This is a genomic window from Pseudomonas sp. FG1 (genome assembly GCF_034313875.1).
Classification (GTDB): domain Bacteria; phylum Pseudomonadota; class Gammaproteobacteria; order Pseudomonadales; family Pseudomonadaceae; genus Aquipseudomonas; species Aquipseudomonas veronii.
Map to the genome: position 1 here is coordinate 5,369,115 of NZ_JAVIWP010000001.1, position 26,745 is coordinate 5,395,859.

The window sequence follows — 26,745 nt, forward strand, 5'->3', positions numbered from 1 at the left end:
AAAAGCCGGACTAAACAATAGTCCACCCGCTTGACGCTCGACTGATGCAACCCAACATCACCGCGAAGAAACCTCGACCTTTCGCTCATGGATGACTTTGAACGAACGCGCTCTACCCGGCGCATCTCGAGTTTCTGCGCACGCTTTCAGCAAAGAAGAGAGTTAATCCGAATATGCCCACCCGCTCGAAGATCATCTACACCTTCACCGACGAAGCACCAGCCCTCGCCACCTATTCACTGCTGCCTATCGTAGAGGCCTTCACCGCTTCCGCTGATATTGCCGTGGAAACCCGCGACATCTCCCTCGCCGGGCGCATCCTCGCAAGCTTCCCCGAGCAACTGGGCACCAAAGCCGTCCCGGACCACCTCGCCGAACTGGGCGCCCTGGCCGTTACGCCTGAAGCCAACATCATCAAGCTGCCTAACATCAGCGCCTCGACGCCTCAACTGCAGGCGGCGATCAAAGAACTGCAAGCCAAGGGCTACGCCCTGCCGGACTACCCGGAAACCGTAACCACCGACGCGGAAAAAGAAACCCGTGCACGTTACGACAAGATCAAGGGCAGCGCCGTGAACCCGGTACTGCGCGAAGGCAACTCCGACCGCCGCGCACCGCTGTCGGTCAAGAACTACGCACGCAAGCACCCGCACAAGATGGGCGCCTGGGCTGCCGACTCCAAGTCCCACGTCGCTTACATGAGCCACGGCGACTTCTACGGCAGCGAAAAAGCCGTACAGATCGAGGCAGCCGACGCGGTCAAAATCGAACTGATCGCTAAAGACGGCACCGCGACCGTACTGAAGGAAAAGACTTCCGTACAAGCTGGCGAAATCATCGACAGCTCCGTGCTGAGCAAGAACGCCCTGCGCAGCTTCATCGCCGCTGAAATCGAAGACGCCAAGAAACAAGGCGTACTGCTGTCGGTTCACCTGAAAGCCACCATGATGAAGGTCTCCGACCCGATCATGTTCGGCCAGATCGTTGCCGAGTTCTATAAAGACGCCCTGACCAAGCACGCCGCCGTGCTGGAGCAGATCGGCTTCAACCTGAACAACGGCATCGGCGACCTGTACGCTCGCATCAAGGCCCTGCCGGCCGAGCAGCAAGCGCAGATCGAAGCCGATATCCAGGCGGTCTACGCCGCTCGCCCTTCCCTGGCGATGGTCAACTCCGACAAAGGCATCACCAACCTGCACGTGCCGAGCGACGTGATCGTCGACGCCTCGATGCCGGCCATGATCCGTGACTCCGGCAAAATGTGGGGCACCGACGGCCAGCTGCACGACACCAAGGCCGTGATCCCGGATCGCTGCTACGCCACCATCTACCAAGCTGTCATCGAAGACTGCAAGGCCAATGGCGCGTTCGATCCGACCACCATGGGCAGCGTGCCGAACGTTGGTCTGATGGCACAGAAAGCCGAAGAGTACGGCTCTCACGACAAGACCTTCCAGGTCAAGGCTGACGGCGTCGTCCGCGTTACCGACAGCAAGGGCAACCTGCTGATGGAACAGGCCGTCGAAGCCGGCGACATCTTCCGCATGTGCCAGGCCAAAGACGCGCCGATCCAGGACTGGGTCAAACTCGCCGTCAACCGCGCCCGCGCCAGCAACACCCCGGCCATCTTCTGGCTGGACCCACAGCGCGCCCACGACGGTGCGGTGATCGAGAAAGTCCAGACCTACCTGAAAGACCACAACACCGACGGCCTGGACATCCGCATCATGTCGCCGGTCGACGCGATGAAGTTCACCCTGGAGCGCACCCGCAAGGGCCTGGACACCATCTCGGTGACCGGTAACGTACTGCGCGACTACCTGACCGACCTGTTCCCGATCATGGAACTGGGCACCAGCGCCAAGATGCTGTCGATCGTGCCGCTGATGAACGGTGGCGGTCTGTTCGAAACCGGCGCTGGCGGTTCGGCACCCAAGCACGTGCAGCAACTGCTGGAAGAAAACTTCCTGCGTTGGGATTCCCTGGGCGAGTTCCTGGCCCTGGCCGCATCGCTTGAGCATTTGGGCGTGACTTACAACAACCCGAAAGCTCTGGTACTGTCCAAGACCCTGGACCAGGCCACCGGCCAGTTCCTCGACAACAACAAGTCGCCATCGCGCAAAGTCGGCAACATCGACAACCGCGGCAGCCACTTCTACCTGGCGCTGTACTGGGCCCAAGCCCTGGCCGCACAGACCGAAGACACCGCGCTGCAAGCGCAATTCGGCGAACTGGCCAAGACCCTCGCCGCGAACGAGGCAACCATCGTTGCCGAGCTCAACGCCGTACAGGGCAAGCCAGTGGACATCGGCGGCTACTACGCGCCGAACCCGGAGCTGACCAGCAAAGTCATGCGCCCGAGCAACACCCTCAACGCGGCAATTGCCAAGCTGAAGTAAGGTTGTAAGGATGCAAACAAACCCCGGCCCCGTGCCGGGGTTTGTGTTTCCAGCGAATAAACCGGATTCAAATGTGGCAGGGAGCTTGCTCCCGATGGCAGTGAGTCAGCTACCAACAAGTCGACTGCCCCACCGCCATCGAGAGCAAGCCCCCTCCCACACCGACTGCAATCCTGCCTGAAGACCGCACCGCACTCAGAATCGAGAGGCATCCAATGACCTGGCAACCCCACATCACCGTCGCCACCATCGTCGAAGACAACGGCCGCTTCCTGATGGTCGAAGAACTCAAGGGCGGCCGCGCCGTGCTCAACCAGCCCGCCGGCCACCTCGACCCGCACGAAACCCTGACCGAAGCCGCCGTGCGTGAAACCCTCGAAGAAACCGGCTGGGACGTCGAAGCCACCGGCATCGTCGGCATCTACCTGTACACCGCGCCGAGCAACGGCGTGACCTACCAGCGGGTCTGCTTCACCGCCAAGGCGCTGAAACACCGCCCGGACTATCAACTTGACGACGGCATCGTGCGCGCCCGCTGGCTGAGCCGTGACGAGCTGATGGGCCTGCGCGACGCCTGGCGCAGTGAGCTGATCATCCGGTGTATCGATGATTATCTGGCCGGCTTTCGCCACAGTCTCGAATTGATCCGACCTTCTCTTTAGCCTTGAAGGCTCGGGCCTGTTAGAATCGCGTCCTTTTTCAAGACACCCGTTGAAACCCTATGCGTGATCCAGCCCCTTCTGACACACAAAAGAAGCGCGTCATCGTCGGCATGTCCGGCGGCGTGGATTCTTCCGTTTCCGCCGTTCTGCTCATGGAGCAGGGTTATGAGGTGGAAGGCCTGTTCATGAAGAACTGGGAAGAAGACGATGGAACGGAATATTGCACCGCCATGGACGACCTGGCGGATGCCCAGGCCGTGTGCGACAAGATCGGCATCAAGCTGCATACCGCCAACTTCGCCGCCGAGTACTGGGACAACGTGTTCGAGCACTTCCTGGCCGAATACAAGGCCGGCCGCACGCCGAACCCGGACATCCTGTGCAACCGCGAGATCAAGTTCAAGGCGTTCCTCGACTACGCCATGATGCTCGGCGCCGACCTGATTGCCACCGGCCACTACGTGCGCCGTCGTGACATCGACGGGCGCACCGAACTGCTCAAGGGCCTGGACCCCAACAAGGACCAGAGCTACTTCCTGCACGCCGTCGGCGGCGAACAGATCGCCAAGACCCTGTTCCCGGTCGGCGAACTGGAAAAGCCCGAAGTGCGCCGGATCGCCGAGCAGCACGACCTGGCCACCGCCAAGAAGAAGGATTCCACCGGGATCTGCTTTATCGGCGAGCGCCGTTTCAGCGACTTCCTCAAGCAATACCTGCCAGCGCAACCGGGCGAGATCAAAACCACCGAAGGCGAGGTCATCGGCCACCATCACGGCCTGATGTACCACACCATCGGCCAGCGCCAGGGCCTGGGCATCGGCGGCTTGAAAGACGCCGGCGACGAGCCGTGGTACGTGCTGGTCAAGGACCTGGAGCACAACGAACTGATCGTGGGCCAGGGCAATGACCACCCATGGCTGTTCTCCCGCGCACTGCTCGCTTCGGATATCTACTGGGTCAACCCGGTGGACCTGAGCGCGCCGCGCCGCCTGACCGCCAAGGTGCGCTATCGCCAGAGCGACCAGCCCTGCACCCTGGAAAAAACCGCCGACGGTTACCGCGCCACCTTCGATGACCCGCAACGCGCGGTCACGCCTGGCCAGTCCGTGGTGTTCTACGATGGCGAGGTGTGCCTGGGGGGCGGCGTGATTGAAGTCGCCGAACCCTGGAGCAACCCGGCATGAGCCCGATCCAGGAGCAACTGACGGCACTCGGCGGGGTCTTCCTCGCCGCAGTGCTGGTGGACAAGATCGCCAAGACCGGCCAGGTTACCGAGGCCGGCCTGACCTGCATGCTCGGCAGCCTGCTGGTTCGCGACCCCAAGGATACCCTGGAAGTCTATGGCGGTGACGACCTGGCGCTGCGTGAAGGCTACCGCGCACTGGTCGGCGCACTGGAACGCGACCCGAGCACCTTGCAGCGCGAACCGCTGCGCTACGCCCTGTCGATGCTCGGCCTCGAGCGCCAACTGGCCAAGCGTGACGACCTGCTGGAGACCATCGGCAAGCGCCTGCCGCAGATCCAGTCCCAGGTTGAACACTTCGGCCCGGCCCACGAAAACGTCATCGCCGCCTGCGGCGCGCTGTACCAGGACACCTTGAGCACATTGCGCCAGCGCATCCAGGTGCATGGCGACATGCGCAACCTGCAACAACCGAACAACGCCTCGAAGATCCGCGCCCTGCTTCTGGCCGGTATCCGCTCGGCGCGGTTGTGGCGCCAGTTGGGCGGTCATCGTTGGCAGTTGGTCATCAGCCGTCGCAAATTGCTCAAAGAGCTTTACCCGTTGATGCGCAACGAATAAGTCGCAGCCACGGGCTATTTTCAAGCCGTTACGCGTAATACGCCGGTCAGTTGGCAACGGACCGGCGGATTTTTTCATGTATGATACGCGCCCCATTTCGTTGCCCGACTGTCCGAGAACACCCCATGCAGCTCTCTTCGCTCACTGCGGTTTCCCCTGTTGACGGCCGCTACGCCGGCAAGACCCAGGCCCTGCGCCCGATTTTCAGTGAATACGGCCTGATCCGTGCCCGCGTACTGGTTGAAGTGCGCTGGCTCCAGCGCCTGGCCGCTCACCCTGCCATCAGTGAAGTGCCGGCGTTCTCCGCCGAAGCCAACGCGGTATTGAACACTCTGGCGGAAAACTTCTCTCTGGAGCACGCCGAGCGTGTCAAAGAGATCGAGCGCACCACCAACCACGACGTCAAAGCCATCGAATACCTGCTCAAAGAGCAAGCGGCCAAGCTGCCGGAACTGGCCAACGTCAGCGAATTCATCCACTTCGCCTGCACCAGCGAGGACATCAACAACCTGTCCCACGCCCTGATGCTGCGCGAAGGCCGTGATGAGGTGATGCTGCCGCTGATGCGCCAGACCGCCGAAGCCATCCGCGAACTGGCGATCCGCTTCGCCGCTGTGCCGATGCTGTCGCGCACCCACGGTCAACCGGCCTCGCCGACCACCCTGGGCAAAGAACTGGCCAACGTGGTGTATCGCCTGGAGCGCCAGATCGCTCAAGTGGCGGCCGTCCCGCTGCTGGGCAAGATCAACGGCGCCGTGGGCAACTACAACGCCCACCTGTCGGCCTACCCGGAGGTCGACTGGGAAGCCAACGCCCGCGCCTTCATCGAAGACGAACTGGGCCTGGGCTTCAACCCGTACACCACGCAGATCGAACCGCACGACTACATCGCCGAGCTGTTCGACGCGATTGCGCGCTTCAACACCATCCTGATCGACTTCGACCGTGACGTCTGGGGCTACATCTCCCTGGGCTACTTCAAGCAGCGCACCATTGCCGGCGAAATCGGTTCGTCGACCATGCCGCACAAGGTCAACCCGATCGACTTCGAAAACTCCGAAGGCAACCTTGGCATCGCCAACGCCCTGTTCCAGCACCTGGCCAGCAAGTTGCCGATCTCCCGCTGGCAGCGCGACCTGACCGACTCCACCGTACTGCGCAACCTCGGCGTGGGCTTTGCCCACAGCGTGATCGCCTACGAAGCCAGCCTCAAAGGCATCAGCAAGCTGGAACTCAACGAGCAGAAAATCGCCGCTGACCTGGATGCATGCTGGGAAGTTCTGGCCGAACCGATCCAGACCGTGATGCGCCGCTACAACATCGAAAACCCGTATGAGAAGCTCAAAGAGTTGACGCGCGGCAAAGGCATCAGCCCTGAAGCACTGCAAACTTTCATCGACGGCCTGGACATGCCCGCCGCTGCCAAGGCCGAGCTGAAACTGCTCACCCCGGCCAACTACATCGGCAACGCCGTGGCCCAAGCCAAACGCATCTGATCATCGCAAGCCCCTTTGAGACGCCCGGCCGCGCCGGGCGTTTTTATTCCAGTCTGAAAAGTGCTTTTTTTCAATAGGTTACACATGAATCCTGATATCCCTCTTCAACTTCTGGGCGGCATCACGGCACGGGAATTCCTGCGCGACTACTGGCAGAAAAAACCGCTGCTGATCCGTCAGGCCATTCCTGATTTCGAAAGCCCGATCGACGCCGATGAACTGGCCGGCCTGGCCCTGGAAGAAGAAGTCGAGTCGCGCCTGGTGATCGAACACGGCGAGCGTCCGTGGGAACTGCGCCGCGGCCCGTTCGCCGAAGACACCTTCAGCACCCTGCCCGAGCGCGAGTGGACCCTGCTGGTGCAGGCGGTCGACCAGTTCGTGCCGGAAGTCGCCGAACTGCTCGAACAGTTCCGCTTCCTGCCCAGCTGGCGCATCGACGACGTGATGATCAGCTTCGCCGCGCCCGGTGGCAGCGTGGGTCCGCACTTCGATAACTACGACGTGTTCCTGCTGCAAGCCCATGGCAAGCGCAACTGGAAGATCGGCCAGATGTGCAGCTCTGACAGCCCGATGCTGCAACACGCCGACCTGCGCATCCTCGCCGAATTCGAAGAGATCGCCGAATGGGTGCTGGAACCGGGCGACATGCTCTATCTGCCGCCACGCCTGGCCCACTATGGCATTGCCGAAGATGACTGCATGACCTACTCGGTCGGCTTCCGCGCGCCAAGCGCCGCCGAAGTGCTGACCCACTTCACCGACTTCCTCAGCCAGTACCTGACCGACGAAGAGCGTTACACCGACGCCGACATCCAGCCGACCAGCGACCCACACCAAATCCAGAGCGATGCCCTCGACCGCCTCAAGAGCCTGCTGGCCGAGCACATGAGCGACGAGCGCATGCTGCTGACCTGGTTCGGCCAGTTCATGACCGAGCCGCGCTACCCGGAACTGGTCGCCGGCCCGGAAGAACTGCTGGAAGAAGACGTGGTCGGCAGCCTGGAAGATGGCGGCGTATTGATCCGCAACCCAAGCGCGCGCATGGCCTGGTCCGAAGTCGACGACGACCTGCTGCTGTTCGCCAGCGGCCAGAGCCGTTACCTGCCGGGCAAGCTGCGCGAACTGCTGAAAATGATCTGCGCAGCCGACGCCCTGCACATCGACAACCTGAGCGAATGGCTGGCGGACGACGATGCCCGCGACCTGATGTGCGAGCTGGTCAAGCAGGGAAGCCTGGGGTTTGCCGATGAATAAGATTCACGTCAATGTCGCGAACTGGCATAAGGATATCGCCGAGATTCGGCGCATTCGTGAAGCGGTATTTATCGCCGAACAATCGGTCCCACCCGAACTGGAATGGGACGCAGACGACGCGGACGCCGTGCATTTCCTCGCGTTCGAGGGCGACTTTCCGATTGGCACCGCTCGCCTGCTGCCCAGCGGCGAGATCGGCCGCGTGTCGGTCCTCAAGGATTGGCGCGGGCTTAAAGTCGGCGACAAGCTGATGGAAGCCGTGATTGGCGAAGCCGAGAAGCGCGGCCAGAACAAACAGTTCCTCAGTGCGCAGGTCTATGCCGCGCCGTTCTATGAGCGACTGGGCTTCAAGATCGTCAGCGAGGAATTCCTTGAAGTCGGGATTCCGCACGTCGATATGGTGCGCGAGGGCTGATCCGGGACCGCGTCGCTGCTATCGGGGGCAAGCCCCCTCCCACATTTTGACCGAGAGCATCCCTTGGAATGCCGTCAAGTGTGGGAGGGGGGCTTGCCCCTCCCACATTTTGACCGAGAGCATCCCTTGGAATGCCGTCAAGTGTGGAAGGGGGCTTGCCCCTCCCACATTTTGACCGAGAGCGTCCCTTGGAATGCCGTCAAGTGTGGGAGGGGGGCTTGCCCCTCCCACATTTTGACCGAGAGCGTCCCTTGGAATGCCGTCAAGTGTGGGAGGGGGCTTGCCCCTCCCACATTTTGACCGAGAGCGTCCCTTGGAATGCCGTCAAGTGTGGGAGGGGGCTTGCCCCCGATAGCATTACCAGCAGCACCCCAAAACACCCTGCCATCCACCGATGCCAGGGTGTTTTGCCGTCTACGATTCAACTTGCGACCCGCCAGGCCGACAAACTGGCACTATCAAGCCTTATGACTCGCAGAGATAACGGACATGTCCCTACGCACCCTGCTCACCGCCCTCCTCCTGACCGCCAGCTTCACAGCGGCGGCCGACACCGAAGTCGTCAATTTGAGCCACCGTACCAGCGCCGACCTGCTGCCCGTGGCGCAGAACTTCCTCGGCAAGGACGGCACCGTCAGCGCCTACGGCAATCAACTGATCGTCAATGCCGACCCTGTCAGGATCCAGGACCTGCGCACCCTGCTCTCGCAACTGGACATACCGGCCAAGCGCCTGCTGATCACCGTCGACACCAACGAAAACAACCAGCAAAGCAGCGGCGACAGCCAGACCCGCATCATCAGCTACGGCACCGCCAGCCGCGACGGCGGCATCCAGCAGATCCAGGCCAGTGAAGGCGTGCCCGCACTGATCCAGGTAGGCCAGAGCGTGCCACTGACCACCACCCAGCCCGATGCCTACGGACGCCCGCAGAACCAGACCCAATACCGCAACGTCACCCAGGGTTTCTACGTGACCGCCAGCGTGACCGGCGACACCGTACACCTGGCGATCAGTACCAACCGTGACCGCATGAGCCAGGAGCGTCCCGATGTAGTGAACGTGCAAAGTACCGACACAACCGTCAGCGGCCGCCTGGGCGAGTGGATTCCGCTGGCCGGCATCAATCGCGAAACCCAGGCCGACAAATCCTCTACGACCCGCACTTACGCTACCCAGGGCCGCGACGACCTGACTTTACGGGTTAAAGTCGACACCTTGAACTGAAGCACCGATAACTGACTGATGAGTCGTATAAGACTAAAGATGTAGTGCCTGAAAAAAAGCACTACAAAACATTTGACGATCCAAAAAAGCATGGGCATGATGGCCTCGCTCCCGCTAATCAGAGGCCCTGGCAAGGGCCTTCGGATCGTCGCTCTAAGCTACCCAACTGAGCCGATTCGTGTCTGTACCGCCCACAAGGTGTGTTTGACGAGGTTGCGACTGGAACGAAGTTGTCCCGAGGGACGGAAGCTAACCAGGTAACCCGGCTACACACTGATGAATCGCCCCAAGGCCCACGACGCCCGAAGACCGTTCGCAGTTTGCCCCTACCTGCCCCACTCCCCCTCGTTATTCGTTCATCCCGTCGCTTCCCCGCCAGACTTGACTTGAACACCTGTGCTTCTGGTCAGCGAGCAGCCAAGCCCACGCACTGTATACGTGGCTGGCAAACGGAATTTTCCACCCAGACCTATGCGACGAGGTTTATCTCCATGGCACTGACACGCGAACAGCAAATTGCAGCCCTTGAAAAAGACTGGGCTGAAAACCCACGCTGGAAAGGCGTGACCCGCGCTTATTCCGCTGCTGACGTCGTCCGCCTGCGTGGCTCGGTTCAACCTGAGCACACTTTTGCAAAACTCGGCGCCGAGAAGCTGTGGAACCTGGTCACCCAGGGCGCCAAGCCATCCTTCCGTCCCGACAAAGATTTCGTCAACTGCATGGGCGCCCTGACCGGTGGCCAGGCAGTCCAACAGGTAAAAGCCGGTATCCAGGCGATCTACCTGTCCGGCTGGCAAGTGGCAGCGGACAACAACTCCGCTGAATCCATGTACCCCGACCAATCGCTGTACCCGGTGGACTCCGTACCGACCGTGGTCAAGCGCATCAACAACTCGTTCCGTCGCGCCGACCAGATCCAGTGGAAAGCCGGTAAAGGCCCAGGCGACGAAGGCTACATCGACTACTTCGCACCGATCGTGGCTGACGCCGAAGCCGGTTTCGGCGGCGTGTTGAACGCCTACGAGCTGATGAAGAGCATGATCGAAGCAGGCGCCGCCGGCGTTCACTTCGAAGACCAACTGGCCTCGGTGAAAAAATGCGGCCACATGGGCGGCAAGGTACTGGTACCGACCCAGGAAGCTGTACAGAAGCTGACCGCTGCCCGTCTGGCGGCTGACGTTGCCGGCACACCGACCATCATCCTGGCCCGTACCGACGCCAACGCTGCCGACTTGCTGACTTCGGACTGCGACCCGTATGACCAACCGTTCGTCACTGGCGAACGTACCCAGGAAGGCTTCTACAAAGTGCGCGCCGGTCTCGACCAGGCCATCGCTCGCGGCCTGGCCTATGCGCCTTACGCCGACCTGATCTGGTGCGAAACCGCCAAGCCGGACCTGGCAGAAGCCCGTCGCTTCGCCGAAGCGATCAAAAAGGAATACCCGGACCAACTGCTGTCCTACAACTGCTCGCCTTCCTTCAACTGGAAGAAAAACCTGGACGACGCGACCATCGCCAAGTTCCAGCGCGAACTGTCCGCCATGGGCTACAAGCACCAGTTCATCACCCTGGCCGGCATTCACAACATGTGGCACAGCATGTTCAACCTGGCGCACGACTACGCCCGCAACGACATGACCGCCTACGTGAAACTGCAGGAGCAGGAATTCGCTGACGCCGCCAAGGGTTACACCTTCGTGGCTCACCAGCAGGAAGTGGGCACCGGCTACTTCGACGACATGACCACCGTGATCCAGGGCGGCACCTCGTCCGTGACCGCGCTGACCGGTTCGACCGAAGAAGAACAGTTCCACTGAGTGACTGAGCAAACGGCCATTGCGGCCCCGGTAAACAGCTAACCGCAATGCCGCACGACCTGACGCCCCGACTGGTTCGGGGCGTTTTTTTGCCCAAAGAAAATCCCCCTGACACCACAAAGCTCAAAAATGTGGGAGGGGGCTTGCCCCCGATTACGGTGTGCCAGTCAATACCTCTGCTGCTGATCCACCGCCATCGGGGGCAAGCCCCCTCCCACATCGAGGAATGGGCCAACCAGAAGAATTTGTGTGAAACATTGATCCAAAGCGGTATTTGGTTCAGATAAATCAGTTAAAAGATGCGCTCCGGCAACTAGCGGTAATCAAGCAAGTAACGACAACTTCCTGCACCACACCGCAACCACCCGCTTAACGCCCACCCAAATAACATTCATTATCATTTGGACCATGAAAGCGTCGTTACAGGTTAAACAAAACATATTTGATAAAAAGCCGGCTAATGCCCGTAACTCAAGGGCTGTAGCCCTACGGAGGCGTACTATGTGCTTATTCCACCGAATAATTTCGCTATATGAATTTTACTTGCCCGGTGTTTAGCCATAAAATCACCGCGATTGATTGCGCTGCGACATATCGTCACTGCATTGTTACTTTTTCGAGCTCAGAGACCTTTGCTCTCTGCTAAGGATTACCAGCATGACCGAAGCGACAGGACTCATGGCCCACAACTGGGGCTTTGCCATTTTCCTCCTCGGTGTTGTCGGCCTCTGTGCCTTCATGCTCGGCGTCTCCAGCCTACTCGGGTCAAAAGCCTGGGGCCGCAGCAAAAACGAACCGTTCGAGTCCGGCATGCTGCCCACAGGTGGCGCCCGCTTGCGGCTCTCAGCCAAATTCTATCTGGTCGCGATGCTCTTCGTGATCTTCGATATCGAAGCCCTCTTTCTCTTTGCCTGGTCTGTGTCCGTCCGCGAAAGCGGCTGGACCGGATTCGTCGAAGCCCTCGTTTTCATAGCAATTCTGTTGGCAGGCCTTGTCTACCTATTTCGAGTGGGCGCCCTTGATTGGGCTCCGGAAGCTCGTCGCAAGCGGCAAGCGAAGCTGAAACAATGAGGCTTTGGCGATGCAATACAATCTCACCAGGATCGACCCGGATGCTCCTAACGAGCAGTACCCCATCGGCGAACGGGAAACCGTTTCCGATCCGTTAGAAGACCAAGTCCACAAAAACATCTACATGGGCAAGCTGGAAGACGTGCTGAGCGGCGCGGTCAACTGGGGGCGTAAAAACTCCCTGTGGCCGTACAACTTCGGTCTGTCCTGCTGCTACGTGGAAATGACCACCGCCTTCACGGCGCCCCACGACATCGCGCGCTTCGGCGCCGAAGTGATCCGGGCCTCGCCGCGTCAGGCGGATTTCATGGTTATCGCCGGTACCTGCTTTATCAAGATGGCGCCGATCATTCAGCGTCTCTACGAGCAAATGCTCGAGCCGAAGTGGGTTATCTCCATGGGTTCGTGCGCCAACTCCGGTGGCATGTACGACATCTACTCCGTTGTTCAGGGGGTGGACAAGTTCCTGCCCGTGGACGTCTACGTGCCTGGCTGCCCGCCCCGCCCCGAAGCATTTCTGCAAGGCTTGATGCTGTTGCAGGAATCGATTGGCAAGGAGCGTCGCCCACTTTCCTGGGTTGTCGGAGATCAAGGCGTTTACCGCGCCGAGATGCCGTCACAAAAGGAACAGCGCCGCGAACAGCGTATTCAGGTCACCAACCTGCGCAGCCCCGACGAAGTCTGATCCAGAGCCGCTTCTTTTATAGAACGAAAACCTGGCTTCATTCTTTACGTTGACCGAAAGCGATAAAAAACCATGACTACAGGCAGTGCTCTGTACATCCCGCCTTATAAGGCAGACGACCAGGATGTGGTCGTCGAACTCAATAACCGTTTTGGCCCTGACGCCTTCACCGCCCAGGCCACACGTACCGGCATGCCGGTGCTGTGGGTGGCGCGCGCCAAGCTCGTCGAAGTCCTGACCTTCCTGCGCAACCTGCCCAAGCCGTACGTCATGCTCTATGACCTGCATGGCGTGGACGAGCGTCTGCGCACCAAGCGCCAGGGGCTGCCGAGCGGCGTCGACTTCACCGTGTTCTATCACCTGCTGTCGATCGAACGTAACAGCGACGTGATGATCAAGGTCGCCCTCTCCGAAAGCGACCTGAGCGTGCCGACCGTCACCGGCATCTGGCCCAACGCCAGCTGGTACGAGCGTGAAGTCTGGGACATGTTCGGTATCGACTTCCCGGGCCACCCGCACCTGTCGCGCATCATGATGCCGCCGACCTGGGAAGGTCACCCGCTGCGCAAGGACTACCCTGCCCGCGCCACCGAATTCGACCCGTTCAGCCTGACCCTGGCCAAACAGCAACTGGAAGAAGAAGCCGCACGCTTCCGTCCGGAAGACTGGGGCATGAAGCGTTCCGGCACCAACGAGGACTACATGTTCCTCAACCTGGGCCCGAACCACCCTTCGGCGCACGGTGCCTTCCGTATCATCCTGCAGCTGGACGGCGAAGAAATCGTCGACTGCGTGCCGGACATCGGCTACCACCACCGTGGTGCCGAGAAGATGGCCGAGCGCCAGTCCTGGCACAGCTTCATCCCGTACACCGACCGTATCGACTACCTCGGCGGCGTGATGAACAACCTGCCTTACGTGCTCTCGGTCGAGAAGCTGGCCGGCATCAAGGTGCCCGACCGCGTCGACACCATCCGCGTCATGATGGCCGAGTTCTTCCGGATCACCAGCCACCTGCTGTTCCTGGGGACCTACATCCAGGACGTCGGCGCCATGACTCCGGTGTTCTTCACCTTCACCGACCGTCAGCGCGCCTACAAAGTCATCGAAGCCATCACCGGTTTCCGCCTGCACCCGGCCTGGTACCGCATCGGCGGTGTGGCCCACGACCTGCCGCGCGGCTGGGAAAAGCTGGTCAAGGAATTCGTCGACTGGCTGCCCAAGCGTCTCGACGAATACACCAAGGCCGCCCTGGACAACAGCATCCTCAAGGGTCGGACCATCGGCGTCGCCGCCTACAACACCAAAGAGGCCCTGGAATGGGGCGTCACCGGTGCCGGCCTGCGTTCCACCGGTTGCGATTTCGACCTGCGCAAGGCCCGTCCGTACTCCGGCTATGAGAACTTCGAATTCGAAGTACCGCTGGCTGCGAACGGCGATGCCTATGACCGCTGCATGGTCCGCGTCGAAGAGATGCGCCAGAGCATCAAGATCATCGACCAGTGCCTGCGCAACATGCCGGCCGGCCCGTACAAGGCGGATCACCCGCTGACCACGCCGCCGCCGAAAGAGCGCACGCTGCAGCACATCGAAACCCTGATCACGCACTTCCTGCAAGTTTCGTGGGGCCCGGTGATGCCGGCCAACGAATCCTTCCAGATGATCGAAGCGACCAAGGGTATCAACAGTTATTACCTGACGAGCGATGGCGGCACCATGAGCTACCGCACCCGGATTCGTACTCCAAGCTTCCCGCACTTGCAGCAGATCCCTTCGGTGATCAAAGGCGAGATGGTCGCGGACTTGATTGCGTACCTGGGTAGTATCGATTTCGTTATGGCCGACGTGGACCGCTAAGCATGAATAACACGCTTATCCAGACAGACCGTTTCACCTTGAGTGAAACCGAGCGCTCGGCCATCGAGCACGAGCTGCATCACTACGAAGACCCGCGCGCGGCGTCGATCGAAGCCTTGAAGATCGTCCAGAAGGAACGTGGCTGGGTGCCGGACGGCGCTCTCTACGCCATCGGCGAGATCCTCGGCATCCCCGCCAGCGACGTTGAAGGCGTGGCCACGTTCTACAGCCAGATCTTCCGCCAGCCGGTGGGCCGCCACATCATTCGCGTATGCGACAGCATGGTCTGCTACATCGGTGGTCACGAGTCGGTGGTCAGCGAGATCCAGAACAAGCTTGGCATCGGCCTCGGCCAGACCACCCCGGACGGCCGCTTCACGCTGCTGCCGGTGTGCTGCCTGGGCAACTGCGACAAGGCGCCGGCGTTGATGATCGACGACGACACATTCGGTGACGTGCAGCCTGCTGGCGTGACCCAATTGCTCGAGGGCTACCCATGACCCTGACTTCCTTCGGCCCGGCCAACCGCATCAAGCGGTCGCCCGAGACTCACCCGCTGACCTGGCGCCTGCGTGACGATGCCGAGCCGGTATGGCTCGAGGAGTACCAGGCCAAGAACGGTTACGCCGCTGCGCGCAAAGCCTTCGCCGACATGGCCCAGGACGATATCGTCCAGACCGTGAAGGACGCCGGCCTCAAGGGCCGCGGCGGCGCAGGCTTCCCCACTGGCGTGAAGTGGGGCCTGATGCCCAAAGACGAATCCATCAACATCCGCTACCTGCTGTGCAACGCGGATGAAATGGAGCCAAACACCTGGAAAGACCGCATGCTGATGGAGCAACTGCCCCATCTGCTGATCGAAGGCATGCTGATCAGCGCCCGCGCGCTGAAAACCTACCGCGGCTACATCTTCCTGCGTGGCGAATACACCACCGCCGCCAAGCACCTCAACCGTGCCGTGCAAGAAGCCAAGGCTGCGGGCCTGCTGGGCAAGAACATCCTCGGTTCGGGTTTCGACTTCGAACTGTTCGTACACACCGGCGCCGGGCGTTATATCTGCGGTGAAGAAACCGCACTGATCAACTCCCTCGAAGGCCGCCGCGCCAACCCGCGCTCCAAGCCGCCCTTCCCTGCCGCCGTCGGCGTGTGGGGCAAGCCGACCTGCGTGAACAACGTCGAAACCCTGTGCAACGTGCCGGCGATCATTGCCGACGGCGTGGACTGGTACAAATCGTTGGCCCGCGAAGGCAGTGAAGACATGGGCACCAAGCTCATGGGCTTCTCCGGCAAGGTCAAGAACCCTGGCTTGTGGGAACTGCCGTTCGGCGTGACCGCGCGCGAACTGTTCGAGGACTACGCCGGCGGCATGCGCGACGGCTACACCCTCAAGGCCTGGCAGCCAGGCGGCGCCGGTACCGGCTTCCTGCTCCCCGAGCACCTCGACGCACAGATGTATGCCGGCGGCATCGGCAAGGTGGGCACCCGGATGGGTACTGGCCTGGCGATGGCGGTGGACAACACCGTGAACATGGTCTCGCTGCTGCGCAACATGGAGCAGTTCTTTGCCCGTGAATCCTGCGGTTTCTGCACCCCGTGCCGCGACGGTCTGCCGTGGAGCGTCAAGCTGCTGATGGCGCTGGAAAAAGGCGAAGGCCGCGAGGGTGACATCGAAACCCTGCTGGGGCTGGTCGGTTTCCTCGGCCCAGGCAAGACCTTCTGTGCTCACGCACCGGGCGCCGTGGAGCCATTGGGCAGCGCAATCAAATATTTCCGCTCGGAGTTCGAAGCCGGCATCGCGCCTACCAGCGCCGCCGTCCCGCCTCTGGCGAGGCCGATCGTAGTCGGCGCGTAACGCTTAAACAGGCGAAGGGTCCGTGCCCTTCGCCTCGTCATGTGCTGACGCCGTCAAGGCTGTGTTGATGCACATGAATAACAAGATTCCATTAGCCACGCCCGCTGACAACGGGCCAACGAAGATCTTTGAACCATGGCCACTATCCACGTAGACGGCAAAGCGCTCGAAGTCGACGGGGCAGACAACCTGTTACAGGCGTGTCTGTCACTAGGCCTCGACATCCCTTATTTCTGCTGGCACCCCGCTCTTGGTAGCGTCGGTGCCTGTCGCCAGTGTGCGGTCAAGCAGTACACCGACGAGAACGACACCCGTGGTCGCATCGTCATGTCCTGCATGACCCCAGCCACCGACAACACCTGGATCTCCATCGACGATGAAGAATCCAAGGCGTTCCGCGCCAGTGTCGTCGAATGGCTGATGACCAACCACCCTCACGACTGCCCGGTCTGTGAGGAAGGCGGCCACTGCCACCTGCAAGACATGACGGTGATGACCGGCCACAACGAGCGCCGCTATCGCTTCACCAAGCGCACCCACCAGAACCAGGAACTGGGCCCGTTCATTTCCCACGAAATGAACCGCTGCATCGCCTGCTACCGCTGCGTGCGCTTCTATAAAGACTACGCGGGCGGCACCGACCTCGGCGTCTTCGGCGCCCACGACAACGTGTACTTCGGTCGCGTTGAAGACGGCGTACTGGAAAGCGAATTCTCCGGCAACCTCACCGAGGTCTGCCCGACCGGTGTGTTCACCGACAAGACGCACTCCGAGCGCTACAACCGCAAGTGGGACATGCAGTTCGCCCCGAGCATCTGCCATGGCTGCTCCAGCGGTTGCAACATCTCCCCGGGCGAGCGCTACGGCGAACTGCGTCGCATCGAAAACCGTTTCAACGGTTCGGTCAACCAGTACTTCCTGTGCGACCGTGGCCGTTTCGGCTATGGCTACGTCAACCGCGAAGACCGCCCACGCCAGCCACTGCTGGCCAGCGGCGCGAAGCTGAACACCGACGAAGCCCTGGATAAAGCCGCCGACCTGCTGCGCGGTCGCAACATCGTCGGCATCGGTTCGCCGCGTGCCAGCCTCGAAAGCAACTACGCGTTGCGCGAACTGGTCGGCGCCGAGCACTTCTACTGCGGTATCGAAGCCGCTGAACTGGAGCGCATCCGCCTGGTCCTGCAAGTGCTGAACGACAGCCCGCTGCCAGTGCCGAACATGCGCGACATCGAAGACCACGATGCGATCTTCGTGCTCGGTGAAGACCTCACCCAGACCGCCGCACGTATGGCCCTGTCGCTGCGCCAGTCGGTCAAAGGCAAGGCCGAAGCCATGGCCGACGCCATGCGCGTACAGCCTTGGCTCGACGCCGCGGTGAAAAACATCGGCCAGCACGCGCTGAACCCGCTGTTTATCGCCAGCCTGGCCGAAACCAAGCTCGACGACATCGCCGAAGAATGCGTACACGCAGCGCCAGATGACCTGGCCCGCCTCGGTTTCGCCGTGGCCCACGCCCTTGACGCCAGTGCGCCGGCCGTCGAAGGCCTGGACGCTGAAGCAATGGCACTTGCCCAACGCATCGCCGACGCCCTGCTGGCGGCCAAGCGCCCACTGATCATCGCCGGCACCTCGCTGGGTTCCAAAGCGCTGATCGAAGCGGCGGCCAACATCGCCAAGGCCTTGAAGCTGCGCGAGAAGAACGGTTCCATCAGCCTGATCGTGCCGGAAGCCAACAGCCTCGGCCTGGCCATGCTCGGTGGCGAGTCCGTCGACAGCGCCCTGCAAGCCGTGATCGACGGCAAAGCCGACGCCCTGGTAGTGCTGGAAAACGACCTGTACACCCGCACGGATTCGGCCAAGGTCGACGCCGCGCTGAACGCCGCCAAAGTGCTGATCGTCGCCGACCACCAGAAGACCGCTACCAGCGAGCGTGCCGACCTGGTATTGCCGGCCGCGACCTTCGCCGAAGGCGACGGTACCCTGGTCAGCCAGGAAGGCCGCGCCCAGCGCTTCTTCCAGGTGTTCGATCCGAAGTACATGGACGCCAGCATCCTGGTTCACGAAGGCTGGCGCTGGCTGCATGCCCTGCGCTCGACTCTGCTTAATCAGCCGATCGACTGGACCCAACTCGACCACGTCACCGCAGCCGTCGCGGCGAGCGCCCCGCAACTGGCGCGTATCGTCGACGCTGCACCGTCCGCCGCGTTCCGCATCAAGGGCATGAAACTCGCCCGTGAACCGCTGCGCTACTCCGGTCGTACCGCCATGCGGGCCGACATCAGCGTGCATGAACCGCGTACTCCGCAAGACAACGACACCGCGTTCGCCTTCTCCATGGAAGGTTACTCGGGTTCGGTCGAGCCGCGTCAGCAAGTGCCATTTGCCTGGTCGCCGGGCTGGAACTCGCCGCAGGCCTGGAACAAGTTCCAGGACGAAGTCGGTGGTCACATCCGCGCTGGCGACCCGGGCACCCGCCTGATCGAACCCCAGGGCGATGCGTTGAACTGGTTCGCCGCCGTACCGCGTCCGTTCAACCCGGCCCAGGGCACCTGGCAGGTTGTGCCGTTCTTCCACCTGTTCGGCAGCGACGAGACCTCGTCCAAAGCCGCACCGGTTCAAGAACGCATCCCGGCTGCCTACGTGTCCCTGGCCAAGTCCGAAGCCGACCGTCTCGGCGTCAACGATGGTGCCCTGCTCAGTCTGAACGTCGCTGGCAAGACCCTGCGTCTGCCGCTGCGCATCAACGACGAGTTGGGTGCCGGCCTGGTTGCACTGCCAAAAGGCATCGCCGGTATTCCACCGTCGATCTTTGGCCAAACCGTTGACGGTCTGCAGGAGGCAGCGCAATGACCTGGTTCACCCCTGAAGTCATCGATGTGATCATTGCGGTCGTCAAGGCCATCGTGATCCTGTTGGCCGTGGTCGTGGCGGGCGCCCTGCTCAGCTTCGTCGAACGTCGCCTGCTGGGCTGGTGGCAGGACCGTTACGGTCCGAACCGCGTTGGCCCGTTCGGCATGTTCCAGATCGCTGCCGACATGCTGAAAATGTTCTTCAAGGAAGACTGGACCCCGCCGTTTGCCGACAAGGTGATCTTCACCCTGGCACCGGTCGTGGCCATGAGCGCCTTGCTGATCGCCTTCTCGATCATCCCGATCACCCCGACCTGGGGCGTGGCGGACCTGAACATCGGCTTGCTGTTCTTCTTCGCCATGGCCGGCTTGTCGGTCTACGCGGTGCTGTTCGCCGGCTGGGCCAGTAACAACAAGTTCGCCCTGCTGGGCAGCTTGCGGGCCTCGGCCCAGACCGTGTCCTACGAAGTGTTCATGGGCCTCGCGCTGATGGGCATCGTGGTGCAGGTCGGCTCGTTCAACATGCGCGACATCGTCGAGTACCAGGCGCAGAACCTGTGGTTCATCATTCCGCAGTTCTTTGGCTTCTGTACGTTCTTCATCGCTGGCGTCGCCGTGACTCACCGTCACCCGTTCGACCAACCGGAAGCGGAACAGGAACTGGCCGACGGTTACCACATTGAATATGCCGGCATGAAATGGGGCATGTTCTTCGTCGGTGAGTACATCGGCATCATCTTGATCTCGGCCCTGCTGGTCACGCTGTTCTTCGGCGGCTGGCACGGTCCGTTCGGCATCCTGCCGCAGCTGGCGATCTTCTGGTTCTTACTGAAGACCGCGTTCTTCATCATGCTGTTTATCCTGCTGCGCGCTTCCATTCCGCGTCCACGGTATGACCAGGTGATGGATTTCAGCTGGCGCTTCTGCCTGCCGCTGACCCTGATCAATTTGCTGGTGACTGCTGCCGTTGTGTTGTTGAACACGCCCGCGGGCGCGGTTCAGTGAGGATTTGACCCATGTTCAAATATATTGGCGACATCGTTAAGGGTACCGGTACCCAGTTGCGAAGCCTGGTGATGGTGTTCGGTCACGGCTTTCGCAAACGCGACACCCTGCAATACCCGGAAGAAGCGGTGTACCTGCCGCCGCGCTATCGCGGCCGCATCGTACTGACCCGCGACCCCGATGGCGAAGAGCGTTGCGTAGCCTGCAACCTGTGCGCCGTGGCGTGCCCGGTGGGTTGCATCTCCCTGCAGAAAGCTGAAACCGAAGACGGTCGCTGGTACCCGGACTTCTTCCGCATCAACTTCTCGCGCTGCATTTTTTGCGGCCTCTGCGAGGAAGCTTGCCCGACCACCGCGATCCAGCTCACACCGGATTTCGAGATGGCCGAGTTCAAACGTCAGGACCTGGTGTACGAGAAAGAAGATCTGCTGATCTCTGGTCCCGGTAAAAACCCTGATTACAACTTCTATCGTGTTGCAGGTATGGCCGTTGCCGGTAAGCCGAAAGGCGCCGCACAAAACGAAGCCGAGCCGATCAACGTGAAGAGCTTGCTGCCTTAAGGAAGAAAGATGGAATTCGCTTTCTATTTCGCATCGGGTATTGCAGTGGTGTCCACGCTTCGCGTGGTCACCAACACCAACCCCGTGCACGCCCTGCTCTACCTGATCATTTCGCTGATCGCCGTGGCCATGACCTTTTTCAGCCTCGGCGCACCGTTCGCCGGTGTACTGGAAGTGATCGCCTACGCTGGCGCCATCATGGTGCTGTTCGTGTTTGTGGTGATGATGCTCAACCTCGGGCCGGCCTCGGTCGCCCAGGAACGCGTCTGGCTCAAGCCGGGCATCTGGCTCGGCCCGGTGGTCCTCGCCGCGCTGCTGCTGGCTGAACTGCTGTATGTCCTGTTCGCTCACCAGAGCGGCCAGGCCATCGGCCACACCACCGTTGACGCGAAGGCCGTGGGCGTCAGCCTGTTCGGCCCGTATCTGCTGGTGGTCGAACTGGCTTCGATGCTGCTGCTCGCCGCAGTCATCACCGCCTTCCACTTGGGCCGTAACGAAGCCAAGGAGCAATGATGATGCCTGCTATCCCTTTGGAGCATGGTCTGGCGGTCGCCGGCATCCTGTTCTGCCTTGGCCTGGTCGGCCTGATGGTTCGCCGTAACATTTTGTTCGTGTTGATGAGCCTGGAAGTCATGATGAACGCTGCGGCACTGGCATTCATCGTGGCAGGTAGCCGTTGGGGCCAGCCGGATGGACAAGTCATGTTCATCCTGGTGATCAGCCTGGCAGCCGCCGAGGCCAGTATTGGCCTGGCGATCCTGCTGCAACTGTATCGTCGCTTCCACACGCTTGATATCGACGCTGCCAGTGAGATGCGCGGATGAACATGATCTTTCTGACTTTCGTATTTCCCCTGATCGGTTTCCTGCTGCTGTCGTTCTCTCGCGGACGCTGGTCGGAAAACCTCTCGGCCCTGGTCGGCGTGGGCTCCATCGGCCTGTCGGCGATTGTCGCCGCCTACGTCATCTGGCAATTCAACGTCGCGCCGCCGGAAGGCGGCCACTACACCCTGGTGTTGTGGCAGTGGATGTCGGTGGAGGGCTTCAAGCCCAACTTCGCCCTCTACGTCGACGGCCTGTCGATCACCATGCTCGGCGTGGTGGTGGGTGTAGGTTTCCTGATCCACCTGTTCGCGTCCTGGTACATGCGCGGTGAAGCCGGTTACTCGCGCTTCTTCGCGTACACCAACCTGTTTATCGCCAGCATGCTGTTCCTGGTGCTGGGCGATAACCTGTTGTTCCTGTACTTCGGCTGGGAAGGCGTGGGCCTGTGCTCGTACCTGTTGATCGGTTTCTACTACAGCAACCGCAACAACGGTAACGCGGCACTCAAGGCCTTTATCGTGACCCGGATCGGCGACGTGTTCATGGCCATCGGCCTGTTCATCCTGTTCCAACAGGTGGGCACGCTGAACATCCAGGAACTGCTGGTGCTGGCACCGCAGAAATTCCAGGTCGGCGACTTCTGGATCACCCTGGCGACCCTGATGCTGCTGGGCGGCGCTGTCGGTAAATCCGCGCAACTGCCGCTGCAAACCTGGCTGGCGGATGCAATGGCCGGCCCGACACCTGTTTCGGCACTGATCCACGCCGCAACGATGGTGACCGCGGGTGTCTACCTGATCGCCCGTACCCACGGCCTGTTCACCCTGGCGCCGGACGTCCTGCACCTGGTGGGCGTGGTCGGCGGCGTGACCCTGGTACTGGCCGGCTTCGCCGCGCTGGTGCAGACCGACATCAAGCGTATCCTCGCCTACTCGACCATGAGCCAGATCGGCTACATGTTCCTGGCCCTGGGCGTCGGCGCCTGGGACGCGGCGATCTTCCACCTGATGACCCACGCGTTCTTCAAGGCCCTGCTGTTCCTCGCCTCCGGTGCGGTGATCGTCGCCTGCCACCACGAGCAGAACATCTTCAAGATGGGCGGCCTGTGGAAGAAACTGCCACTGGCCTACGCCAGCTTCATCGTCGGTGGTGCCGCACTCGCAGCCCTGCCATTGGTGACCGCCGGTTTCTACTCGAAAGACGAAATCCTCTGGGAAGCCTTTGCCAGCGGTAACCAGAACCTGCTCTACGCAGGCCTGGTGGGTGCGTTCATGACCTCGCTGTACACCTTCCGCCTGATCTTCATCACCTTCCACGGTGAAGCCAAGACCGAAGCACACGCAGGCCACGGCATCTCCCATTGGCTGCCACTGTCGGTGCTGATCATCCTGTCGACCTTCATCGGCGCCATGATCACCCCGCCACTGGCCGGCGTACTGCCGGAAAGCGTCGGCCATGCCGGCGGCGAAGCCCAGCACAGCCTGGAAATCGCCTCGGGCGCCATTGCCATCGCGGGTATCCTGCTGGCGGCCCTGCTGTTCCTCGGCAAGCGTCGCTTCGTCACTGCCGTCGCCAACAGTGGCATCGGCCGTTTCCTTTCGGCCTGGTGGTTCGCCGCCTGGGGCTTCGACTGGATCTACGACAAACTGTTCGTCAAGCCTTACCTTGCGATCAGCCACGTACTGCGCAAAGACCCGCTCGACCAGACCATCGGTTTGATCCCGCGTGCCGCCAAGGCTAGCCACACCGCCCTGAGCCGCAGCGAGACTGGCCAATTACGTTGGTATGCAGCTTCCATGGCGGCCGGTGCCGTTCTGGTGATCGGCGCCATCGTTGTGGTAGCGGTCTGACCATGTCTAAGTACATTGCGAACTTTGCGAACTTGCGAAAGGAAACGAGCCCGTCATGATTCTGCCCTGGCTAATCCTGATCCCCTTTATCGGCGGCCTGCTCTGCTGGATGGGTGAACGCTTCGGCGCCACCCTCCCCCGCTGGATTGCGTTGCTGACCATGTCCCTGGAACTCGCGCTCGGCCTCTGGCTGTGGGCCCATGGCGACTATTCATTTGCTCCGGCGCCTGGCGCCGATCCGACCTGGGCGCTTGAGTTCAAGCACGTCTGGATCCAGCGCTTCGGCATCAACGTACACCTGGCCCTCGACGGCCTGTCGTTGCTGATGATCCTGCTGACCGGCCTGCTGGGTGTCCTCTCGGTACTCTGCTCCTGGAAAGAGATCCAGCGTCACGTGGGCTTCTTCCACCTGAACCTGATGTGGATCCTGGGCGGCGTGGTCGGCGTGTTCCTCGCCCTCGACCTGTTCATGTTCTTCTTCTTCTGGGAAATGATGCTGGTGCCGATGTACTTCCTCATCGCGCTCTGGGGTCATAGTTCTTCGGACGGCAAGAAAACCCGGATCTACGCGGCGACCAAGTTCTTCATCTTCACCCAGGCTTCCGGCCTGATCATGTTGGTGGCGATCCTCGGTCTGGTCTTGGTCAACTTCAACAGCACGGGCGTGATTACCTTCAACTACGCCGATCTGTTGAAAACCAAGATGTCCCTGACCACCGAGTACATCCTGATGCTGGGCTTCTTCATCGCCTTCGCGGTGAAGCTGCCGGTGGTGCCGTTCCACTCCTGGCTGCCGGATGCCCACGCCCAGGCGCCGACCGCCGGTTCCGTGGACCTGGCCGGTATCCTGCTGAAGACGGCGGCCTACGGCCTGCTGCGTTTCGCCCTGCCGCTGTTCCCGAATGCCTCGGCCGAGTTCGCGCCGATCGCCATGACCCTGGGTCTGATCGGGATCTTCTACGGTGCGTTCCTGGCCTTCGCGCAAACCGACATCAAGCGTCTGGTTGCCTTCTCGTCCGTTTCCCACATGGGTTTCGTACTGATCGGTATCTACTCCGGCAGCCAGGTGGCGTTGCAAGGCGCCGTGATCCAGATGTTGGCGCACGGTGTTTCAGCCGCCGCACTGTTTATCCTCAGTGGTCAGTTGTACGAGCGCCTGCACACCCGTGACATGCGTGAGATGGGTGGCGTGTGGTCGCGCATCGCCTACCTGCCGGCGATCAGCCTGTTCTTTGCCGCCGCGTCCCTGGGTTTGCCGGGCACCGGTAACTTCATCGGCGAGTTCCTGATCCTGATGGGGACCTTCGTGCAGACACCGTGGATCAGCGCCATCGCCACTTCCGGCCTGGTATTCGGCTCGGTCTACTCGCTGATCATGATCCACCGCGCGTACTTCGGTCCGGCCAAGTCCGACACCGTCCTGCGCGGGATGGATGCTCGCGAACTGATCATGGTGCTCGGTATGGCGGTCCTGCTGATCTACATCGGCGTGTACCCGCAACCGTTCCTGGACACTTCTGCCGCAACGATGCATGGCGTGCAGCAGTGGTTCGGCACCGCCTTCTCTCAACTCGCTTCGGCCCGGTAAGAGCGCTATGGAATTCACGATCCAACACTTTATCGCGCTTGCGCCGCTGCTGATCACCAGCCTCACCATTGTGGTGGTGATGCTGTCGATCGCCTGGCGTCGCAATCATGCGCAAACCTTCCTGCTGTCCTGTGCGGGTTTGAACCTGGCCTTGCTGTCGATCATCCCGGCACTCAAGGTCGCGCCCCTGGCGGTGACCCCGCTGATGATGATCGATGACTTCGCGCTGCTGTATATCGCGTTGATCCTCGTCGCCACCCTGGCCTGCGTCACCCTCGCCCACGCCTACCTCGGCGAAGGCGGCACCGGCTACCCGGGCAACCGCGAAGAGCTGTACCTGCTGATCCTGCTGGCTGCGGCCGGCGGCATCGTGCTGGTCAGCGCGCAGCACCTGGCTGGCTTGTTCATTGGCCTGGAACTGCTGTCGATCCCGACCTACGGCCTGGTGGCCTACGCCTTCTTCAACAAGCGTTCCCTGGAAGCCGGCATCAAGTACATGGTGCTGTCGGCCGCCGGTTCCGCGTTCCTGTTGTTCGGTATGGCCCTGCTCTACGCCGAAGCCGGCAGCCTGAGCTTCACCGGTATCGGCCACGCCCTGGCGGCCACCAGCATGCCTGCGCCGATCGCCCAACTGGGCCTGGCGATGATGCTGATCGGCCTGGCTTTCAAACTGTCGCTGGTGCCCTTCCACCTGTGGACACCGGACGTGTACGAAGGCGCTCCGGCGCCGGTGGCCGCGTTCCTGGCCACGGCGACGAAAGTTGCGGTGTTTGCGGTGGTGGTGCGTCTGTTCCAGATCTCCCCAGCGGCCAACACCGGCGTGTTGAGCGACGTACTGAGCGTGATCGCCGTTGCCTCGATCCTGTTCGGTAACCTGCTGGCGCTGACCCAGAACAACCTCAAGCGTCTGCTGGGTTACTCGTCCATCGCCCACTTCGGCTACCTGCTGATCGCCCTGGTGGCGAGCAAAGGCCTGGCCCTGGAAGCGATCGGCGTGTATCTGGTCACCTACGTGATCACCAGCCTCGGCGCCTTCGGTGTTATCACCCTGATGTCCTCGCCTTACAAAGGCCGTGACGCCGACGCCCTGTACGAATACCGCGGCCTGTTCTGGCGCCGTCCGTACCTGACCGCCGTGTTGACCCTGATGATGCTGTCCCTGGCCGGTATCCCGCTGACTGCGGGCTTTATCGGCAAGTTCTACATCATCGCGACCGGCGTTGAAGCGCATCAATGGTGGCTGGTTGCCTCGCTCATCCTGGGTAGCGCCATCGGCGTGTTCTACTACCTGCGCGTGATGGTCACCCTGTACCTGATCGAGCCAAACCTGCGTCGTGTGGATGCCGAGCTGCACTGGGAACAGAAAGCCGGTGGCGTGATGCTGCTGGCCATCGCCGTGCTCGCCTTCTTCCTCGGCGTGTACCCACAACCGTTGCTCACTTTGGTGCAGCACGCGGTACTGGGCGTTTGATCGCTTAGCGGTACGCAGTAAACAGAAACGGCACCTTCGGGTGCCGTTTTTGCGTTTAT

22 protein-coding genes are annotated in these 26,745 nt (G+C 61.3%); all 22 read left to right on the plus strand.

What is annotated here, in order from left to right; genetic code table 11:
• Positions 1-173: 173 nt before the first annotated feature.
• Positions 174-2,399, plus strand: a complete 2,226-nt coding sequence (locus tag RGV59_RS24470; protein WP_017848049.1) for an NADP-dependent isocitrate dehydrogenase — start codon at positions 174-176, stop codon at positions 2,397-2,399.
• A gap of 215 nt (positions 2,400-2,614) precedes the next feature.
• Complete coding sequence (locus RGV59_RS24475) at positions 2,615-3,061, plus strand: NUDIX hydrolase (RefSeq protein WP_017848050.1); 447 nt, start codon at positions 2,615-2,617, stop codon at positions 3,059-3,061.
• A 59-nt stretch (positions 3,062-3,120) separates the two neighbouring features.
• The gene (gene mnmA / locus RGV59_RS24480; RefSeq protein ID WP_046485054.1) at positions 3,121-4,245 is read left to right on the plus strand and encodes a tRNA 2-thiouridine(34) synthase MnmA; all 1,125 of its coding nucleotides are present in this window, start codon (positions 3,121-3,123) and stop codon (positions 4,243-4,245) included.
• Entirely contained in the window at positions 4,242-4,865 is a 624-nt protein-coding gene (gene hflD / locus RGV59_RS24485; protein WP_017848052.1) for a high frequency lysogenization protein HflD, read from the plus strand. The genes mnmA and hflD overlap by 4 nt, the downstream gene beginning before the upstream one ends.
• Positions 4,866-4,990: 125 nt before the next feature.
• Positions 4,991-6,361: an adenylosuccinate lyase gene (gene purB / locus RGV59_RS24490; RefSeq protein WP_017848053.1), complete on the plus strand. Its 1,371-nt coding sequence runs from the start codon at positions 4,991-4,993 to the stop codon at positions 6,359-6,361.
• Between the two features lie 84 nt (positions 6,362-6,445).
• Complete coding sequence (locus tag RGV59_RS24495; protein ID WP_102617237.1) at positions 6,446-7,615, plus strand: cupin domain-containing protein; 1,170 nt, start codon at positions 6,446-6,448, stop codon at positions 7,613-7,615.
• Positions 7,608-8,030, plus strand: coding sequence for a GNAT family N-acetyltransferase (locus RGV59_RS24500; protein WP_017848055.1), 423 nt, complete (start codon positions 7,608-7,610; stop codon positions 8,028-8,030). Before RGV59_RS24495 ends, RGV59_RS24500 begins: the two co-directional genes overlap by 8 nt.
• A 489-nt stretch (positions 8,031-8,519) precedes the next feature.
• Positions 8,520-9,257 carry a secretin N-terminal domain-containing protein gene (locus tag RGV59_RS24505; RefSeq protein WP_017848056.1) on the plus strand — a complete coding sequence of 246 codons (738 nt, stop codon included), beginning with the start codon at positions 8,520-8,522 and terminating at the stop codon, positions 9,255-9,257.
• A 491-nt stretch (positions 9,258-9,748) separates the two neighbouring features.
• On the plus strand, positions 9,749-11,074 hold the full coding sequence (aceA, locus tag RGV59_RS24510) for an isocitrate lyase (RefSeq protein WP_024076175.1): 1,326 nt from the start codon (positions 9,749-9,751) through the stop codon (positions 11,072-11,074).
• Positions 11,075-11,731: 657 nt separating this feature from the next.
• Positions 11,732-12,145, plus strand: a complete 414-nt coding sequence (locus tag RGV59_RS24515) for an NADH-quinone oxidoreductase subunit A (protein WP_003219575.1) — start codon at positions 11,732-11,734, stop codon at positions 12,143-12,145.
• Between the two features lie 10 nt (positions 12,146-12,155).
• On the plus strand, positions 12,156-12,830 hold the full coding sequence (locus RGV59_RS24520) for a NuoB/complex I 20 kDa subunit family protein (protein WP_003219572.1): 675 nt from the start codon (positions 12,156-12,158) through the stop codon (positions 12,828-12,830).
• A 72-nt stretch (positions 12,831-12,902) separates the two neighbouring features.
• The gene (nuoC, locus tag RGV59_RS24525) at positions 12,903-14,687 is read left to right on the plus strand and encodes an NADH-quinone oxidoreductase subunit C/D (RefSeq protein WP_017848058.1); all 1,785 of its coding nucleotides are present in this window, start codon (positions 12,903-12,905) and stop codon (positions 14,685-14,687) included.
• Between the two features lie 2 nt (positions 14,688-14,689).
• Positions 14,690-15,187 (plus strand): NADH-quinone oxidoreductase subunit NuoE, encoded by a 498-nt coding sequence (gene nuoE / locus RGV59_RS24530; RefSeq protein ID WP_017848059.1) that lies wholly within the window; start codon positions 14,690-14,692, stop codon positions 15,185-15,187.
• Positions 15,184-16,539, plus strand: coding sequence for an NADH-quinone oxidoreductase subunit NuoF (gene nuoF / locus RGV59_RS24535; protein ID WP_017848060.1), 1,356 nt, complete (start codon positions 15,184-15,186; stop codon positions 16,537-16,539). The genes nuoE and nuoF overlap by 4 nt, the downstream gene beginning before the upstream one ends.
• A 135-nt stretch (positions 16,540-16,674) precedes the next feature.
• Positions 16,675-19,389, plus strand: coding sequence for an NADH-quinone oxidoreductase subunit NuoG (gene nuoG, locus RGV59_RS24540; protein WP_126585732.1), 2,715 nt, complete (start codon positions 16,675-16,677; stop codon positions 19,387-19,389).
• The gene (gene nuoH, locus RGV59_RS24545) at positions 19,386-20,393 is read left to right on the plus strand and encodes an NADH-quinone oxidoreductase subunit NuoH (protein ID WP_017848062.1); all 1,008 of its coding nucleotides are present in this window, start codon (positions 19,386-19,388) and stop codon (positions 20,391-20,393) included. The genes nuoG and nuoH overlap by 4 nt, the downstream gene beginning before the upstream one ends.
• A gap of 11 nt (positions 20,394-20,404) precedes the next feature.
• Complete coding sequence (gene nuoI / locus RGV59_RS24550; RefSeq protein ID WP_003174725.1) at positions 20,405-20,953, plus strand: NADH-quinone oxidoreductase subunit NuoI; 549 nt, start codon at positions 20,405-20,407, stop codon at positions 20,951-20,953.
• A 9-nt stretch (positions 20,954-20,962) separates the two neighbouring features.
• Complete coding sequence (nuoJ, locus tag RGV59_RS24555) at positions 20,963-21,466, plus strand: NADH-quinone oxidoreductase subunit J (RefSeq protein ID WP_046382908.1); 504 nt, start codon at positions 20,963-20,965, stop codon at positions 21,464-21,466.
• 2 nt (positions 21,467-21,468) lie between these two features.
• Positions 21,469-21,777: an NADH-quinone oxidoreductase subunit NuoK gene (gene nuoK, locus RGV59_RS24560; protein WP_026140165.1), complete on the plus strand. Its 309-nt coding sequence runs from the start codon at positions 21,469-21,471 to the stop codon at positions 21,775-21,777.
• Entirely contained in the window at positions 21,774-23,627 is a 1,854-nt protein-coding gene (nuoL, locus tag RGV59_RS24565; RefSeq protein WP_017848065.1) for an NADH-quinone oxidoreductase subunit L, read from the plus strand. Before nuoK ends, nuoL begins: the two co-directional genes overlap by 4 nt.
• A gap of 55 nt (positions 23,628-23,682) precedes the next feature.
• Positions 23,683-25,215, plus strand: a complete 1,533-nt coding sequence (nuoM, locus tag RGV59_RS24570) for an NADH-quinone oxidoreductase subunit M (protein WP_010566880.1) — start codon at positions 23,683-23,685, stop codon at positions 25,213-25,215.
• Between the two features lie 7 nt (positions 25,216-25,222).
• Positions 25,223-26,686 (plus strand): NADH-quinone oxidoreductase subunit NuoN, encoded by a 1,464-nt coding sequence (nuoN, locus tag RGV59_RS24575; RefSeq protein WP_017848066.1) that lies wholly within the window; start codon positions 25,223-25,225, stop codon positions 26,684-26,686.
• Positions 26,687-26,745: the final 59 nt, after the last annotated feature.